Below are 17690 nucleotides of genomic sequence, written 5' to 3' on the forward strand. Positions count from 1 at the left end.
CCCGCAGCACCACGCAGCATCGCATTGCGGAAACCTTGATTAGTAATACTAACGAGCAAAGCTCCTTGTCGCCGTACATGAACCGCGCTCATTTTGGTGGCGGTCGCGGACGTGCCGATGTCTCGCGTAACCGGCGCCTTCGCGGCAAGGGGCCGCCGCCTCCAGAAGCGGCGGCCCCGCTCAACGCGAGCGGCCAATGCCAGAGCGGCTGCCAAATAATAGGAAGCGCGCCGATTTTTTGCTCGCGCCTTCTATTCTGCCGAAGGCGCTGGCATGCATCTCACTCGAGCACGGTACGTCTTGGCATGCTCGTTCTCACGCGAAGTGATACGGCGAGCTGCTGTGAACACGAAAAACGTCTAGCCGTGATGCTCGCCTATCGAACGTTTACTGCTGGGATGCTTGGCCATCGTGCGCAACAACTTATGATGAGTACCCAGACGGACGCTCATTTGAATGCGTCGTTGAGAATCGCCGCAATCCTGGCGCCGGCGAGCGCAATCCGCTGGTTCGCGATCCTGTGGGCCCTCGACTGATAGGCCTGCGTGAGTTTGTACGGGCCATCGCCGCCGCGGATCGGCGGCGCGTACACTGACTGCTTGGCGATCTCGAAGCTCTCGTGGATCCAATCGTTCTCATTCGTCGAACCGCTATCCACCGTACGAAGATCCGCTGCGGCGTCGATCGTATCCTGTGGCGGCGCGCTGGTCGGTCCCAAGAGCCCGTCCCAGAACGCGTGAAGCTCTCTGGCGCTTCCACACTTGGTGCACTTGATCTTTACGTCGTTCCCGCCAGCGTCGCCATCTTGCTCGGCGTGCGTAAAGCGGGAGGTAGCGTGCAACGGTTGATGCAGGTCACCGACGAGATGCAGCAGCCAGGAAAGATCGTATGAGCGCACGTCGTCCGATGCCGTCTTATCGGCAAGCGTGCTTTTGAAGACAGCAACCTGAGTTTGTGCGTTGGGCGATTGCGGCTGCTGCAACGAGGTACCATCCGTCGAAAACGGTTCGTCAATGAAGTGCCAGTATTTGTGCCGGAAGTGATCTGCATAGCCGATGTTCTGCGAAGCTTCGGGCGTCTGGGGCGCAACATCGCCGTTTCTGTCGCCGTCGTTGTGGTAGTCGCTGAGCGATTTGATCTGGTCCGGCCACGTCGCCGCCTTGACGAACGCGATTTGGTCACGCTGGCTTGCCGGCACGCCCTGGATCCAGCCATCGTATTGAGGATTGAGCTTGAGAAGGCGCGTGGCTTCCTGCTTGGCGGCGGGGGTCAGCTGACTCCAGGCCAGCGCAGCCGCCTCCATATGTCCGAAGTTATTCCAGGCGTTGGCGGGCGCCCCCAGGAGCACTGCACAGCCCAAAGCGATCCAGAAACGTCTCTTCATGGAAATCCTCATCGAATTGGAAACGCAAAAGAACCCGCTGACGTTGCGGATACGGATTCATACACGTCATTTATGTCGTCGAAAAGAAGGAAAGACGGCGCTTGCCACGTAAGGGGCGCTTGGGCGGCAACGCGGGTTCAAACCAAGTGCGGATCGCAATGCCGTGGACGTCTTGCCGGAGCGCCGCCCGGTCGCCGTCCTCGTCATCACGCAAGCTCCCCATCAGTTCAATCCGCACACACCATCGCAAGTCCCGCGCGGTCCACACCACTCCGAGGTTAAGCCAATGGAGGTCTTTCAGACCTAGAGGGCTGGCCGGGACACGCCACCGTATTGATCCATGACATTGTGGCGAGGCCGACGTTAAGCCAACATGAAGCTGCACTCAGCAAGGCCTCAAATCCAACAGGAACGAGAGCTTGCGTATCGTGCCTAAAGAAGCCCCGGGCTGTCAGGTAAGGCAAGGCGATCGCTGTCAGGTGACGACGTCGATAGCAGTCGTACTCGCAATATCCTCCTCCCGTTATCGCGTCTCGCACATAACCTGGACCTAAGGACCGAGAACATCCACTGCAGGTTGTGTTGCCGTGCGGGGTCCTGTGATTCACGAGGATGAATTTCATAGCATGGCCCGTCAGGGTTTTCATCCAGCCTGGGACTTGTCAGCGATCCCTGTATTCGAAGTCCCGCTGATCTCGGGGCAACCGCAGATCACACGCCGAGTCCTGAACCGATCTCGATGGGGCTAGGCCCTCGCAGCCAGGAAAGCCATCTATGATCGCCTTCCCGCCGCACTCTGAAACGGTCGACGCACTTCTTGGAACAAAGAGCCGTTCGCCAGCAGTAGTAGCGGATCAGACCGAACCTTCCACCGCAGATCGCACAGCACCTTGCTGTACCATGCCCCGAATTATGGGAGCTGTTTTGCATTCTTGCCTCCTGTCGGCGTTACGTGGATAGCCCCTCGCGCCCGGCATTTCCTTCGGCGCAGCACTACGCGCGCAAGCCATGCGCGACTTCGGCCGGCGCCAAGCTTCCAGCGTGTACGGGACACCGCGCGCCATCGCTTGATTGCGCACCGATTTGACGAAGCAACCGCTCCATTGGAGGGCCTTGCCGTTATTGGTGACTATACGCGTCGTTCAATCTTGATTAGTGCAATCCGTAGCGGACTTGAGCCTAAATCCTGCACCCCATCGGCAATTTTCGACGAATTTTAGAGAGATCGATTGATAACTTGCATCCGGCCACACTGAAATAGAGTTTGGCGACGCCTTCGCACTCTCAAAGCGCAGCAATCCGACGCCAAGTGGTCTCGAACTGTTCAAATCAGCATGGACACTCGGACCGGCCGAGGTGTTGCCTTTGAGGCTGGCTTAGCGTGAGGCGCTCAGCGCTCCTTGCGAAGGCGGACACGGCAGACCAAATTTGGTCTTATCTGCGAACAGCGGGGTTGCGGGCGGTGAATAAAATCACCGCAAAGACGACAAGACCGGCTGCATTGGAAAGCTTAGGCAAAGGATCTTCACATTTGTAGTCTGCTTCCAGCAGCTGGCCCCGCCATCGAGTGCCTGTTTCGCTATGTGCTTGATATTGTGACGCTCGCACTCATGCTCAGCAGTCAGCATCGCGCGCCGCGATCGCGCCTTTTTACCGCCTAGAGTCGTCGAGCCGCGATATCGTCGCTCGAGCCAGATCGCTCGTACTACGTGCCGACTTCCGGCTTAAGGATTACGTTATCGATCAGCCGCGTCGAGCCGACGTAGGCCGCAGCGCACAGAGCCGCAGGATTAGTTAAGGGACTCGACGCCGGCTCAAGCGTATCGGCATCGACCAGCTCAAGGTACTGTAGCCGGTCGACCCCATCCAAATGCCGCCTGGCGATCATGATAAGTTTCTCGCACTCGCGCTCGCCTGCGTGAAATTCGGCCTCCGCCGCGAACAGACCCCGACTGATCGCAAGAGCCCGCCGGCGCTCATCTTTGTTGAGATAGCGATTGCGGCTGCTCATAGCGAGTCTGTCCGGCTCGCGAACGGTTGGCACTGTGACGATCTCGACAGGAAGATTGAGATCAACTGCCATGCGACGCACGACCGCGCATTGCTGGAAATCCTTCTGCCCGAAAAATGCGATATCGGGCTGCGCAATGTTGAACAGCTTGCAGACGACGGTCGCGACACCGCGAAAGTGTCCAGGTCTGAAAGATCCGCACAACGATTTTGCCAGTTCGCCAGGTTCGATAAAGGTCTCAAACTGAGCCGGATAGACCTCCCCTGCATCGGGAGCAAAAAGAATGGTCACGCCGGCATCACGGCACAGCCTCTCATCCCGCAGAAAGGCACGCGGATAGGTGCCAAGATCCTCGTTCGGCCCGAACTGAGTGGGATTGACGAAGATACTGACGACCGTGACGTCGCATTGCGCACGACTGGCCTCGACCAATGCCAGGTGGCCGTCGTGCAGGTAACCCATTGTCGGCACGAAGCCGACCCGTTTGTCACGAGCTTTTGCGAGAGCGGTACGAAGCTCAGCGACCGTCGTAATCGTTTGCATGTTTTGACTTTACATCAGGTTGGATTGGAAGGCGCCCAGTTTGAGATCGCCTCACTCATGCCTTCGGGAAGCCGATAGGATTCTTGAGGCGTCGGGAATGCGCCGTTGCGGACGTCTGCGGCCCAGTGTGACAGCGGCTCCTGCAACAGCCGAAAACCCTCGACATAGGTGCGAACGAATTTTGGCCGACGGCCTTCGGTTAAGCCCAGCACATCATGAAATACAAGTACCTGGCCCGAACAACTGGGGCCAGCCCCGATTCCAATCGTCGGTATTGTCAAAATCTCGGTCGCTCGGGCAGCGAGTTCTGCCGGGATACCCTCCAGAACGATAGCGAAGCATCCAGCCTCCTGTAGACGGTAGGCGTCGTCGAGCAGACGTAAAGCATCATCGGCATTCCGACCCTGCACCTTGAAACCACCCATAACATTGACGCTCTGCGGCGTCAGGCCGAGATGGCCCATGACCGGAATCTCACAATCAACCAATGCGCGTACGATTTCGGCACGCTTGGCCCCACCCTCAAGCTTCGCGGCGTCGGCCCCACGTTGCAGGAAACCTCCGGCGTTGCGGATGGCTTCCTCGGGACTGAGGTGAAAGCTGAGAAAGGGCATGTCGGCTATAAGCAAGGCGTGAGGCCTTGTGCGCGCTACGGCTTCAAGATGATGGTTCATCATCGCAATGCTGACCGGCAGCGTGTTGTCAAATCCAAGGCAGACATTGCCAACACTATCCCCGACAAGGATGATGTCGACGATTGGGTCGGCGATGCGTGCCGTCACCGCATCGTAAGCGGTGGTCATTACGATACGCCGGCCCTCCCCCTTCCATCGGTGAAGCGCTGGAATGGTGACGCGCTCGACAGGCGCCTGCGAAATGTGGCTCATCCTAAATCCGATCCGTCGACTGACCCTGCAGATCCAGGGTCGTCGCTTCCTAAGAAAGATGGGAGAAAATTGTCAATGCTGAGCGCAAAAAAAACAAACGTGCGCTCCATATTCAAGGAAAGGTGCGCCAAAAACATCCAATGATTGCGCGATCATCGGATGAAAAGTCCCTTGTGGCTATCAACATGCGAACCGGCTGCGCGCCAGGCTCGCGCCGCCCCGCCAGAGAGGATACCAGTTCCATTCCTCGCTCATCTGTTGAATTTCACAAAAGTGTAGACTCGAAGCCGCGGCATCTCGCCTACACCACGAGACGAACCGGGGTTGCACCTTGGAATGCCATGTACAATGGTTCGAGTTTGCCTTCGCGATTGGCTGGCAACTCATTGGCCGCATGGCGCCAACAGATATCTCCTCGACCGGTCCTAACGCGCCAGCGGATTTTCTCCATCTGAGAACCTCGGCGTCTCGCACACGGCCAATTATCTCGCTTTATCGATTGATGGCAGGCGAAAAAGCAGCCTGAAACGTTGAGTTCCTGGCCGACGAAGCCAACGCTGCAAGCGAGGATCATGATGAACCTGGTCGGCCAGCACAACTCCGGCGGCCTCTAGCTTACGCGCTCTGCCGTTCGTCAGAGTTGAAGCGAGTGGGTCCGTATTCCGCAACAATCCACTTGCTCGTCGCAACGGTGCCGCCCATTTCGTTCTCCGTTGCCAACCGGGCCGCTTCGAGCCTGGCCTCAGCAACGGCCAAACTGTCAAATAAGCCTACCAACGTTGTGTTTGGCAGTCGATACCGCACGTTGTTCGGGCTAAGTATCCACAATTTCCAGCCCTGCGCCGCTGCTTGCTTCAAAAAGGTGGGGTGCGGATCAGGATTGGTCTCCTTCAGATCATACGACGCAAGGTAGGCGGGCATTCTGAAACCCCCAGTGAGAGCAAATAATCACACGTCAAATGGTTCAATAATTCTGCACGAGTTTCAGATGATCACGACCTGACCGCGGCGAGAAAGCCATCTACTTCGAGTTTGAGACGATGACTGCTTTGGGCCAGCGCATTCGCAGATGTCAGTACCTGTGAGGATGACGCGCCGGTACTTGAGGCGCTCAGTGCAACCTGCCGGATGTTGCTGGCGACCTGCGTCGACATTTGCGCCGCATGTTGGATATTCTGCGCAATATCTTTGGTTGCCGTATCCTGCGCTTCGATCGCAGCAGCAATCGTCGATGCGATTTGCGAGATCCTGCCGATACTGCTACCGATCTCCGTGATGGCGCAGACCGACTCTTCCGTGGCCGCCTGGATATCCGCAATTTGCTCTGCAATTTCCGAGGTCGCCTTGGCTGTCTGTGTTGCCAGCGACTTTACCTCGTGCGCCACGACCGCAAAGCCGCGGCCGGCCTTGCCCGCGCGCGCAGCCTCGATCGTTGCGTTAAGCGCCAAAAGGTTTGTTTGCCGGGCAATTGCGGCGATTAGCTCAACCACGCCACCAACCCTTAGCGCAGCTGCCGATAGGTGCTTTATCCTTCGGTCGGTTTCTTCCGCCTGACGCACGGCGCCTCTGGCGATTTCTGTAGATTGCCCGACCTGGCGTCCAACCTCCGTAGCAGACGCCATCATCTCAGCGGTACGTGCAGCGACGACCTGAACATTGCCTGAAGCTTCCTCCGAGGCGAAGGCGACCTTGTCAGAGACTTCCTGTGTGTTGTGCGCCGTGTCCGTCAGGCTGCGAGCGGAAGCCTCCAGCTCGGTCGAGGCGGATGACAGTGTGTCGATGACGCCGCTTACCGCATCTTCAAACGTCCTCGCAAACTTCTCCAGCTCCGCCTTCCGGCGCATCCCCGCCAATCGATCCTGTTCCAGATTCGCTGCAATCTCGGCCTGCGCCTTCTCACCTAGTTTAAGCTTGAACGATTCCATGGCCTGCGCCATTTCACCGATCTCGTCTGAACGATCAAGTCCGGGTAGGGTCACCTCGAATTGCCCGGCCGCCAGTTGGCGCATCGCTTTGGTCATGCGTGTGATCAGCCGGGCTATGCCCTGCCCGACAAAGACGGCAACCAACCCGATTACGAACGTGGCAAACCCAATTCCCCAGCCTAGCATCTGGCGGATGCGCGAAACACGCTCTTCTGCTGCCGCAGAGCTGGCATCAGCCGCCGCGATCGCTTTCAGGAGGAGAGGACGATTGCGACCGTAAATCTGCCCGAGATCATCAACCTGGTCATCCAACGCCTGTTGAGCAACCATGAAGGCCACAAAGCTAGCTCGGTAGGAATCAATGAGCGCCTTCAGTTCCGTCTTGACGTCCGGCGCCAACTGGGAAGACGCAAGCGCGGTTCCGAATTCGGCGACCCGCTTTTCCAGTTCATCGCCGTACTTCTCCTCACGCCGCAGCATGAAATCCTTTTCGTGCCGCCGCATCATCAGCATCAACAGAGTTAGCTGCGGTTGATTGAACTGCGCAAGCTGGGATTCGGCCTGATGCACGGCGTCGCGCAGCTTGCCCTGGAGCCCATCATTCTCGGCGAAGCCAAGGACGCGCTGCGCTGAAACGATGTTGTTGAAACGTCTTGCATAAAGGCCGATTCCAGCGCGCAGGAAAGATACGTCTTTCAGGGGATCGCCCTCCCGCAAGGAGGCAACGTACTCCTCGATCTGGTTGAGGTGGGCCAGCTCCTTCCTGATGCCTTGGGCGTGCCGCGCGATCAACGCTTCATCGTGCTTACGCAGAAACTCCAGTGCTAGCTGCTGCGATTCAAGAAACGCTTCTGAAAGCGCCGCCAAGTGCGCACGAAGGTGGACGCTCTGATCTGCCTCGTGCTGCACTTGCGCAACATAATTGAGCCCCACGATGCAACTCGCCCCTGTGACGAGCACGCCCACTATTCCAAGCATGGCAATCTTAGTTCGCAGGCTTGGCCGAAGTCGACGAAGATTTGGCAATACGAAGCGTTTCGCAGCCGTTGATACGGACATCAAATTGCCAATCAATCCGTGAACATTTCCGGTGCGCTTCTGATCAGCACGCTCGAAACGTAAGCTCGGAAAAAAGATGCCGACCATTCGCAACCTCTGTTGGGTATGTTACACAAGGCTAACGAAGAGACCGGGATCGACTCGTCCCGTGACGAGACCGGCCGGGCGGTTTGCTTTGGTTCTTTGTCCTTCGTGTCCTCAGACTCAGCGTGCTCGCGTCGCCAATTGACCGATCGTCGACTGTCCCAAGAACGATTGCGAGATCCGCATATCATGCCCTCTCGCCGCAGACTCGCACCTCAGGTAGCAGCTCGCGCATAAATCGAGCGAACTTTGGCGCAATTGCGCAGGATTCACTCCCTCCGCTAGGGAGCGCTAGCGGCGCAAGAAGTACTGATACCTCAGTAACATAGCGCAATCATTAGCTTTTCTGCTGTCTAAGTGGTAGCAGAAGGTCGTAGCTTTTCGACGCGCGCACTGATGGGAGTAATTAAGGACCGCCACGGAACTACTATGCTCAGCGCAAGGGTACCGGAGCGCCTGCAAGAGGCCGTTGCCCGCGTACTCAACGCCGATGAACCTCGCCGAGTCTTCCTTAAGAAGTCACTCGGCACGAAGAGCCTCAAGGCTGCCAACGTGGCTGCAACGCACGTGCTGGCTGACTTCGACCGGACCATTGCGAAGGCTGAGGCGCTGCTCGTCGAGCGGCCGGTCACTCCCACGCTCTCCGACGCCCAGATCAAACGCATGGCCGAGCACCACTATGCCACCATGCTTGCCAATGATGAGGAAGGCCTCAGCCGTGTGCGCATTCATTGTGACTCGCCTCTGGCTTTATTCAGCCCGGGTTGAGGTTTGGGCTGATGGTCAGGCTGCGCCACGGCGCCTGTATGACGTGACGGGCACTGCGCAGGCACAATCTCGTTGGAGCGCTTATGCGGCCAGCGCCGCCGCCCTCGCTGCTGCACTTCAGAGGCTCGCATCGCTGATAAGCTGAGGTGCTTGCGTCGTCACCCTCCTGGGGCCGGGCTGGCCCGGGGTACACGGGGGGAAGTCGTGCAGCAATCTCCACGGCGTACTTGTTGCGTTCGTGACCCTTAATTTTGGCCTGGACCCAAAGGGGATACTTGACGAATGCAGTACAGATGGCTCGCAAAGCAACATCTCGAAAACGCAGGCAAGCTCTTGGCCGCTGGCGATTCTGACCGGTTGACGTATGTCTGTCTTGAGCTGCGCAAATGCATCGAGGCCCTATCCTATGAGATACTCACCGGCTATTTGGCGGAAGCTTCCCTCAAGGTGATAGAGACGTGGCAGCCCGACAAGGTAATGAAGGAGTTGGTGAGGATTGATCCTTGGGCCGATCAGAGTTCGTTTCTTCGATGGCGGCGAGAGGGCTCTGGCGGGGAGCCGGATGGAGAACGGAGAAATCTTGGCGAGGACCGCCGCCCTAAAGCCGCATGGGTCACCAAGTCATATCATCAACTCGGTAGCTTTCTGCACGTGCCAACAGTCAGGCAGCAGCGCAACGGGCTAGTCTTTGATGCAGCAGCCTGCCGTGAGCGTTCGACGCTGATCCATGACGAGCTTAAACGCATACTAGAACCATCCATTTGGAACGCTAATTTTTCTGAGAGTGTGACTTATCATTGCACGTGTGAGGCTGCGATCAAGCGACGCATCGCGGCTCTGGCCAGCGGTCCAATCGAGTGCGGCAACTGTGGTCAACTCTATGACGTGGAGCCACGAAGGAACGGTAGTTATGCCTTTATAGCGCACTCGTTCAGTTGGGATTGCAAGCTCTGCGGTGAGAAGCAAGAAATCCTGCAAAGTATGGCGCGGGAAGGATTGGACATAAGCTGCAAATGCGGAGACAGAGCCACGTTAAAGCTTCGTTCAAGATGGATCGTGGACAGAGAAGCTGATGCGGAAAGAACGGATGACGTGCGTGAAACGCCACCGCCGGACTATCGAACGTTGTAGATCACCTGATGATCAATGCCCTTTGCCGATGGGTCCTTGATCCAGATGAAACGGTCGCCCGTTCGATCATAGCGGAATCTGTTCTGGAGCACGCCCGTCTCTCGGTAGATTTGCAGGATGTCCCCCTTCAGCTCCCATCGGGTTTCGTTGTGATTCCCGCCCTCGCCAAACGAACCGCCATCCAAGAAGACCAGCGGCTTACCTCTCCCCCTAGTCGGATCAAAAGTCAGCATCCAATTCTCTTCTAGCAACCTGCTTTCAAGCCGAGCCGCGATCTTCGGCGGCGGCTTGGGAAGTATCCGCAACGGCTTGCGAGGTGGTTCGGGCGAAGCGTCGGGAGTGTAGCTGACTGCCCAAAGCTGGTTGAAGGTCTCCTGATAGGAGTTCACGACGTTTTCAAAACGTCTTTTCGTAACCGTAAAGCTTGGTCGTGAGTTAGCCTTCGAGAACGGCACGGCCAACTCGGCATGGACCCAACCGGTGCTCTTGTCGGAGTCGCCGATAAGCACTGACTGCTGCACGAGCACTTCGCACCACCGAACCTCTATCTTGATATCGTCACGGCAAACCGCTGTTGCTCTCAGCACAGAGTCGACCAAATTCGGTTCGCCCGTGCTCTGTTCATAAAATCGGAATGAATCGCTACGTGGATCGGGGAGAATCAATCTCCGGATGCGTCGAAATCGTTTCGAGTCGTTTCGGATAAAGGATCGCCCCGTGATATAGATTGCATCTACCGCTTCAGTGCTTCCGATAAGATCGTCGAAGCTCCTGTGTTGCTCCAAGGCCGTCCGAGAGGCGAAGAAGTTGGCACCAAAGCCGATCATCGCTCGTCCATGACGCGCGAGAAACCAGCTCGCAAGCTGCCTGAGTCCGATCCAACGCAACCATCTAGTGTTGGAAATGGCTTGGAGTAAACTCTGCGCCCAATCTGGCATGGCAATTTCCGAGCAACGATTCGGACAATAATAGCCGGAAATCGGGACCCGCAACGCAGGGCCTCGACCGGCGCCCCTCCCGGTGCTACACAGCGCTGCAATCGGGTGGTTAAATCCTAGACTTTTCAATGCGCTGCGCTCACGTTCTCAGTTTCCGCTAGTGTTCTGCCCCGTAAGTTCGTAGCATAATAGCTGCACGGGTTTCGGGTGCCCTTATCGAAGAAGATACCCGATGCGCACCGGCGCCTGAAGTCGAAGCTGACGATTTCCAGCGACGAGCGCACGTAGCTCACGGGCAGGACACGATCGCGCTCGCTCCCTGCGGTGCTGACGCTGCGAGCAAAGATCGTGCTGGCCTGCGAACGTGAGCCGAGCAATGCCGTCGTTGCGACGTGGCTTGGTGTCGGCCCATACGATCGGCAAATGGCGCAATCGCTTCATCGCAAATCGGGTCGAGGGGCTCTACGACGAGATGCGTACCAGCAGGCCCCGCACGGTTGAGGATGAGACTGTGGCCGAGCTGATCACCAAGACACTCGCTCGCAAGCCCAAAGCCGCAACCCATTGGAGTGTGCGCGCGATCGCCAAAAAGACCGGGATTGCCAAAAAGGACCGTTCATCGCCTGTTCCAACTCTCGGTCTGCAGCCTCACCGCACCCGCAGCTTCAAACTCTCGACCGATCCCTTCTTTGTCGAGAAGCTGCGCGACGTGGTCGGGCTCTATCTCAATCCGCCTGAAAAGGCCGTGGTGCTTTGCGTCGATGAGAAGACCAAATTCAGGCCCTCGAACGAACCCAGCCGATGCTTCCTATGGGGTTCGTCTACATCGAAGCTGTCACCCAGGACTACCAGCGTCATGGCACGACCACCCTGTTCGCCGCCCTCAACGTGCTCGACGGCGCAATCGTCGCTCAATGCAAACCCCGCCATCGATACCAGGAATTCCTCGCCTTCCTGCGTCACATCGAAGCTAATGTGCCGGCGCAACTCGACATCCATCTCGTCGTCGACAATTACGCCAACCACAAGCATCCCAAGGTCAGGGCCTGGCTAGCCGCCGTCCGCGTTGGCACATTCACTTCACACCAACCTACGCTTCCTGGCTTAACCAGGTCGAACGCTTCTTCGCACTCATCACCCAACGCGCAATCCGACGGGGATAGTTCGATTCCGGCCTCGTCAAAAAAATCGACCGCTTTATCTGCCCCCACAATGCAGATTCACGGCCGACTCCATCCTCCAGAAACTCGCACGACTTTGTCGGCGAATTTCCGGGACAGAACACTAGGGAGCGCCAGCATCAATCTAAGCCATTGAAAAGTCGCGCTTCCACCTCGGAGTGGACGCACGCCGCGAAGGATCAACTCAAGGCCTTCGCCACTGTAGCGCGGCCTCAAGGTTGCATCCTGTTAGGTGGAGAACGAAAGCGGCGCCAAGCTCGCTCGCCCTGAGCTGTTTCGCCTGCGGGTGTCAAGCGGACGGCCCTGGAGGCAGCGGCTTGAGGCGCCGACAGCGTCTCTCGCTCGCTCTCTCCCCCTGCCCTCGCCTCAGCGCTTCGGTGGCCCGAGCGTCTCGCACCTCCAGGGGCCGGGCCGGTCGGGAGGGCCACGGGGAAGTCTGGTAGTGTCCTTCAGCCTGGATGGTCGCGTCAAACGACTGGAAGGACAAGTTTATACCTTGACCGCTGCGCCAGTCATCACTGATGCATCAAAAACTCCGGCGACCCCAGCCGTTTCAAGTGGGGCGGTGCAAAACCCTATTGCCGAAACTTGCGCCAAGCTCGCAATAGAAGCAGCCGCCTCGATCAAAGCTGGCCACTCATCGACCGAGGCCGAACCGATACAGGAAATGATGCAAAAGCTCGGCTGTTCGAAATAGCGCGATTTCAAACTGAGACACTATCGGGAAGTCGCGCACGCAGCCTTCAGGCCCTCCCCTCGCGTGAAGTGACCCTAAAATTCGTCGGCATACGATTTGTTTCGCGAATCGTGATAAGCTCGGCAAATGTTCAACCGCAAGACACTCTTCGTTATCGGCGCAGGTGCCGGGCATGACATCGGCTTGCCGGTCGGCAGACAACTAGCGGAAGACATTGCGGACCGTACGAGGGTTGTTCTTGATCACGGGCAGATCGGGCGAACCACGCGCGATGAGGACCTAGCTCTCAGCTTTTTTGAACGTGGCGCCCCGAACTGGAACGCGTACTACGGCGCCTTCCGCCGCATCCATGAAGGCGTGCTCTTTGCCAATTCGATAGATGATTTCCTGAATATACACGAAGGTTCTCTCGAGGTCGTTACCGTTGGCAAGGCCGCGATTGTCCGCGCGATCCTCAATGCGGAGCGACGCTGTAAGCTCTACGTGGACCAGTCGAACATCCACAACAAGCTAGACGTGGCAAACGTTCGGGATTCCTGGTTCGTCAAATTCATGCAGATTCTCGGGCCGGGAAGGAAGGCGCCCGATGTCGCGAGCATTCTGAGCGACATTTCGTTTATCAACTTCAACTACGATCGATGCCTGGAATATTTCCTCGGCCACGCTTTCCAGCTTCTCTACGGCATCGGGCCGCAACAAGCCGCAGGCATCGTCTCAAAGGCCAACATCATCCACCCATACGGGTCGGTCGGCCCGCTCGAGAAAGTGCAGTTTGGCGGCATAGACCACGCGCGGTTGGATTTCCGTGAATTAACAAAGGCGATCAAGACCTACACGGAGCGGATAGAGGAAGAGGCTGTGCTGCACAATATGCAGACGACAATACGCGAGGCTCAGTGCATCGTCTTCCTTGGCTTTGCGTACCATAAGCAGAACATGGCGCTACTCAAGCATCCTGGATCACGCGAGACCAAGCAGATTTACGGGACGGCCTTTGGAATGTCTGACAGTGATGTGGGTGAGGTTGTCGATGAGCTCAGCTCCCTGTTCCCATACATCGAGGACGATCCTCTAGAGAATCCCCCATTTGCGACCCGCCTTCCCGTGATCGGGACGCCCAACATCCGCATCGAAAACAAACTCACGTGCACACAGTTGTTCGACTACTACGCCAAGTCTCTAGCGGGTTGAGCGCTTTTGGCCCGTGGATAGACATCGGACCCAGTGCTACCATTAGGAATGAAGGAATGCGACTCAGCCTGATACAACTCGAAGATGCAATAACGAAGCTGGCGGATCGAACGAGAGTCGGAAGCAAGCTCAGCGGACAGGAATTCGCAGACGAAGTCCTAGCCATAGCCCGCGCCGCTGAGAGCGCGATAAAAAGCCTCTCGGCGCGGCTCGATAAGCTTGAGAGCGGCGAGAGTGGTATCGGCCCGACTGGGCGAATGCGGATGGACGATTGATGATGGTCGAATCCCCTGACTCCTATGCTGCCTTGCAATGAGCAAGTGAAGAAGGGTCGTCGCCGTGATCCTCCGCACTCGACAAGAACGACTTCGCGCCTTTTTGGTACTTCACCAATACCATTCCAACGAAGTGATGGCAGATTTTCAGTAGGTAGCGCTTCCCGCCTTGATGCTCAACTGCAGCAGCCCTTCGGGGTGCTACGCAGCGCCTCAATTGGGCGGTAATAGATTCCGCTTGTTTAAAGCGCTGCAGCTGCGCCTCAGTTTCGAGGACGAGTTACTATACTGACATGGCCGAGACGCTGGATCTCGCCGCGCCCCCCGGACAGACGAGAGCTACCCATCGCGCAGACCGACGCCCCTTTTCAATCTTGCGCGCGTGACAAACGTCTATCGGCTCCTTCGTCAAAGCCCACCGCGGACTCACGATAGGGCGAGCGCGATACTCGCCCTATCGTCGGAACAAATAAGAAGTTGGAGCTCCGACTGCCTATGCACGCAAAGCGTCCCTTCCAGCCAGCGCATTGGCAGCATCCCAGATGGCAGCATAGATTTCATCAAGGTCTGCCGCTGTCGCACAATAGGGCGGCATAACGTAGATCGTATTGCCGAGCGGCCGTAGCAGCAGATTTCGCTTCTTGAAGAAGGCGTGAAGCTTTGGACCCATGTCCGCCAGATAACCCGGATCGCTCGTCTTCAGATCGAGTGCTGTCACCGTGCCGGTTCGGCGAACGTTTTCAAAGCGCGCATCGACCCGGAATGGCTCAATTGCCTGTTCTTGCATCGCGGCGATCGCCGTCACGCGTTGGTGAGTTTGGGGATCTTGCCAAAGATCCAGATTGGCTCTTGCGGCCGCGCAGGCCACGGGATTTGCGGTATATGAACTCGAATGGAAGAACGTGCGGGTCCGATCCTTCGAATAATGCGCATCGAAAATATCCGCCCGACAGAGAGTTACCGCGAGGGGAAGCGCTCCTCCCGTAATTCCCTTGGAATAGCAGACGATATCGGGTGTAATATTGGCCTGCTCGCACGCGAAGAGTGTTCCGGTACGGCCCCACCCCGTCATGACCTCGTCGGCAATGAACAGGACGTCCGAGGCCTCGCAGATGCGCTTCATCTCTCTGAGCACCCAGGCAGGATACATCAGCATTCCGCTAGCCCCCAATATCAGAGGCTCCACAATAAAGGCTGCCGGAATTTCGTTTCGACAAGCGGTCTCGAGGGCATCGAGCGTGTCCTGTTCATGACCTGTTGCGGGAAACGGGACTGAGATGACGTCGAACAACAAGGGCCCGTACGCCGCGTTGAACACGCCCCTAGCCCCGACCGACATCGCGCCAACCGTATCGCCGTGATACGAATGTTGCATCACGATGATGCGTATTCGCTGCTGGCCGACATTATGCCAATAGCCGAGCGCCATTTTTAGCGCGACTTCGACGCTTGTAGAGCCGCTGTCGGAGAAGAAGACGTGCTCGAGCCCACGAGGCGCGAGTTTCAGAAGTTGCGCCGCAACGTCCTCGGCCGGATCGTGGGTATGCCCGGCAAAGATGATCTGGTTGAGCTTGCCTGCCTGTTCCTGGATTGCGCGCACAATATATGGATGACAATGACCATGCGTCACCACCCACCAGGATGAGATTGCGTCGATGATGCGGCGACCATCCGCGGTGTGAAGATAGGCGCCCTCGCCCCGAACAATCCTCGTCATCTCGTCTTGAAGAGCGTGTTGCGTGAAGGGATGCCAGATCGGCGACTTATTCTTTGGCATACAACTTGAAGCTATCTGCACGAAATGAGGCCTTGAATGCTGCCTCTAGCGTGTCCGCCGTGAGGGGAGAGAGCCATGGCAATCGGCCCAGCCAACGCACCCGCCCCATTTCGCGAATGATGGTCTGGGTTTCGGCATTTCTTTCGCCAATGAAGGCCATCCCGAGAAGGGGGATGTCGCGCTTTCGGAGGGCCTCTATCGACAGCAGCGAATGATTGATGGTCCCCAGCGCTGTGCTCGCGCAAAGCACGACCGGAAGCCGCCATCGCTCGAACACATCAATGTAGAGTGTGTCGCCGCTCAGCGGCACCATCAGCCCGCCCGCGCCCTCGATAACCAATGGCCGCCCCCCGGTATCAGGCACTTCGAGCGATTCTGGAGCGATGCGTACTCCGTCAAGCTCGGCAGAATAGTGGGGAGAGGCGGGTGTTCGAAGGCGGTAACGCTCTGGCAGGACGCGGTCGGCCGACAGGCCGCCCAGCCGCGCCACAGCCTCGGTATCGGTCTCTTCTCCGAGGCCCGCCTGAATCGGCTTCCAATAAATCCCGCCAAGGAGCTTCGCAAGCCCTGCGGCAAACACCGTCTTTCCGATTCCGGTATCTGTGCCCGTCACCACGATGCTTGGGCTCATAGAAGTCCACCTCTCGTCTCCTCGATCAAGGCATCGAGCATTGCACGCACGTCGTCCTCGCTGACGTTGAGAGTTAGTGATATTCGCAAACGGGCCGTGCCCACTGGCACGGTTGGTGGCCGGATGCCCCGGATATCGAACCCGCGAGCCTGCAGTCGAGAGGCGAGCCGCATCGCACGCGCGTTGTCGCCCACGATGTACGGCACGATTTGCGAATCGGACGGACTTTTCCAACCGCGCTCTCTCATCTGCCGATGCGTGAACGCGACCAGCTCGGTGAGACGCCGCTGATGCTCGGGTTCCTGCTGAAGTATCAGAATCGCCTCGTGCACGGCGACGGCCATCAACGGCGAGGGTGCGGTGGCAAAGATAAACGGACGGCAACGATTGACCAGGAAGTCTCGTAGCACGCCGGACGCAGTGACGAGCGCGCCCGCAGCGCCCAGCGCCTTGCCGCAGGTATGAACGACCAGGAGATTTTCCCGTCCCTCATAAGGCGCGGTAAGCCCCCGTCCCTGCTCGCCGTAAACACCAGTGGCATGGGCCTCATCGACCATCAGGAAGGCATCATGCCGGTCCGCGAGCGCAACCAGCTCTTTGAGCGGCGCAAAATCACCGTCCATGCTGTAGAGACTTTCGGCCACGATCCAGATGCGGCCTACCCCGCCATTTGCCCGCCAATCACGAATCGTGTGTTCGACCGCCTCCGGGTCATTATGTGCGCTTATACAAAAATTAGCGCGGCTTGCTCGCGCGCCTTCATGAATGCTCGCGTGCACGAGAGAATCGAGAACGAGCAGATCGCCTTTCTGCGGCACCGTCGTCAGGACAGCAAAATTTGCGACATAACCGCCGCCAAAGAAGAGCGCTGTCTCCGCCCCAAAGAACCTCGCAGCCTCAGCTTCCAGACTTTCATGCTCTTCGCAATTGCCGCGCAGAAGCCGCGAGCCGCCGGCGCCGATCGGTGTGCCGGCCTCGATCGCCGCCAAAACAGCCGCTTTCATGCGCGGCGCGCTCGCGAGCGCCAAATAGTCGTTCGACGTGAAATCGATTCCTTCACGCGGATTGAGGCGGCGCAACCGGTGGTCTTCTTTCAGAACATGCAACGCCGCGGCATATCCGGCAACTTTTTTCGCGTGGTTTGAATTCATTCTCATTTCTCGGGTAACGAAATCACGCAAAATTCCAGTTGGCGCGAAGAAAAACGG

Annotated in this window: 14 protein-coding genes and 1 pseudogene; 6 read left to right on the forward strand and 9 right to left on the reverse strand. The window is 57.7% G+C overall.

Annotated elements, in window-relative coordinates; translation table 11 throughout:
• Positions 1-448: 448 nt before the first annotated feature.
• The 5 genes from Q2941_RS12285 to Q2941_RS12305 all read right to left on the reverse strand — a co-directional run bounded on the left by Q2941_RS12285 (position 449) and on the right by Q2941_RS12305 (position 7896).
• The gene (locus Q2941_RS12285; protein WP_458192639.1) at positions 449-1384 is read right to left on the reverse strand and encodes a S1/P1 nuclease; all 936 of its coding nucleotides are present in this window, start codon (positions 1382-1384) and stop codon (positions 449-451) included.
• Positions 1385-3089: 1705 nt separating this feature from the next.
• Positions 3090-3938: a pantoate--beta-alanine ligase gene (panC, locus tag Q2941_RS12290; RefSeq protein ID WP_458192640.1), complete on the reverse strand. Its 849-nt coding sequence runs from the start codon at positions 3936-3938 to the stop codon at positions 3090-3092.
• Positions 3939-3952: 14 nt separating this feature from the next.
• Complete coding sequence (gene panB / locus Q2941_RS12295) at positions 3953-4825, reverse strand: 3-methyl-2-oxobutanoate hydroxymethyltransferase (protein ID WP_458192641.1); 873 nt, start codon at positions 4823-4825, stop codon at positions 3953-3955.
• Positions 4826-5440: 615 nt separating this feature from the next.
• On the reverse strand, positions 5441-5746 hold the full coding sequence (locus Q2941_RS12300) for a hypothetical protein (RefSeq protein ID WP_458192642.1): 306 nt from the start codon (positions 5744-5746) through the stop codon (positions 5441-5443).
• A gap of 71 nt (positions 5747-5817) precedes the next feature.
• Positions 5818-7896, reverse strand: a complete 2079-nt coding sequence (locus Q2941_RS12305) for a methyl-accepting chemotaxis protein (protein ID WP_458192643.1) — start codon at positions 7894-7896, stop codon at positions 5818-5820.
• A 426-nt stretch (positions 7897-8322) separates the two neighbouring features.
• On the opposite strand from Q2941_RS12305, the gene Q2941_RS12310 reads away from it, so the two are divergent.
• Both Q2941_RS12310 and Q2941_RS12315 read left to right on the forward strand, forming a co-directional pair.
• Entirely contained in the window at positions 8323-8661 is a 339-nt protein-coding gene (locus tag Q2941_RS12310; protein ID WP_458192644.1) for a hypothetical protein, read from the forward strand.
• A gap of 282 nt (positions 8662-8943) precedes the next feature.
• Positions 8944-9792: a hypothetical protein gene (locus Q2941_RS12315; protein WP_458192645.1), complete on the forward strand. Its 849-nt coding sequence runs from the start codon at positions 8944-8946 to the stop codon at positions 9790-9792.
• On the opposite strand, the gene Q2941_RS12320 is transcribed toward Q2941_RS12315, so the two are convergent.
• Complete coding sequence (locus Q2941_RS12320) at positions 9777-10730, reverse strand: hypothetical protein (RefSeq protein WP_458192646.1); 954 nt, start codon at positions 10728-10730, stop codon at positions 9777-9779. The two genes, Q2941_RS12315 and Q2941_RS12320, sit on opposite strands and share 16 nt — an antisense overlap.
• Before the next feature lie 225 nt (positions 10731-10955).
• On the opposite strand from Q2941_RS12320, the pseudogene Q2941_RS12325 reads away from it, so the two are divergent.
• From Q2941_RS12325 to Q2941_RS12340, 4 genes and pseudogenes are all read left to right on the forward strand, one after another.
• Positions 10956-12018, forward strand: a pseudogene (locus tag Q2941_RS12325) (IS630 family transposase).
• Between the two features lie 335 nt (positions 12019-12353).
• On the forward strand, positions 12354-12608 hold the full coding sequence (locus Q2941_RS12330) for a hypothetical protein (RefSeq protein ID WP_458192647.1): 255 nt from the start codon (positions 12354-12356) through the stop codon (positions 12606-12608).
• Between the two features lie 126 nt (positions 12609-12734).
• Positions 12735-13799, forward strand: a complete 1065-nt coding sequence (locus Q2941_RS12335) for a hypothetical protein (RefSeq protein WP_458192648.1) — start codon at positions 12735-12737, stop codon at positions 13797-13799.
• A 56-nt stretch (positions 13800-13855) separates the two neighbouring features.
• Complete coding sequence (locus tag Q2941_RS12340) at positions 13856-14074, forward strand: hypothetical protein (RefSeq protein WP_458192649.1); 219 nt, start codon at positions 13856-13858, stop codon at positions 14072-14074.
• A gap of 493 nt (positions 14075-14567) precedes the next feature.
• On the opposite strand, the gene Q2941_RS12345 is transcribed toward Q2941_RS12340, so the two are convergent.
• Genes Q2941_RS12345 through Q2941_RS12355 form a run of 3 tightly spaced genes read right to left on the reverse strand, consistent with a single transcriptional unit; the run spans position 14568 to position 17633 of the window.
• A complete protein-coding gene (locus Q2941_RS12345) occupies positions 14568-15851 on the reverse strand; it encodes an adenosylmethionine--8-amino-7-oxononanoate transaminase (protein ID WP_458192650.1) in 1284 nt (427 codons plus the stop codon).
• Positions 15838-16482: a dethiobiotin synthase gene (gene bioD, locus Q2941_RS12350; protein ID WP_458192651.1), complete on the reverse strand. Its 645-nt coding sequence runs from the start codon at positions 16480-16482 to the stop codon at positions 15838-15840. Before bioD ends, Q2941_RS12345 begins: the two co-directional genes overlap by 14 nt.
• Positions 16479-17633, reverse strand: coding sequence for an 8-amino-7-oxononanoate synthase (locus Q2941_RS12355; protein WP_458192652.1), 1155 nt, complete (start codon positions 17631-17633; stop codon positions 16479-16481). The genes bioD and Q2941_RS12355 overlap by 4 nt, the downstream gene beginning before the upstream one ends.
• Positions 17634-17690: the final 57 nt, after the last annotated feature.

The organism is Bradyrhizobium sp. UFLA05-153 (assembly GCF_054185185.1).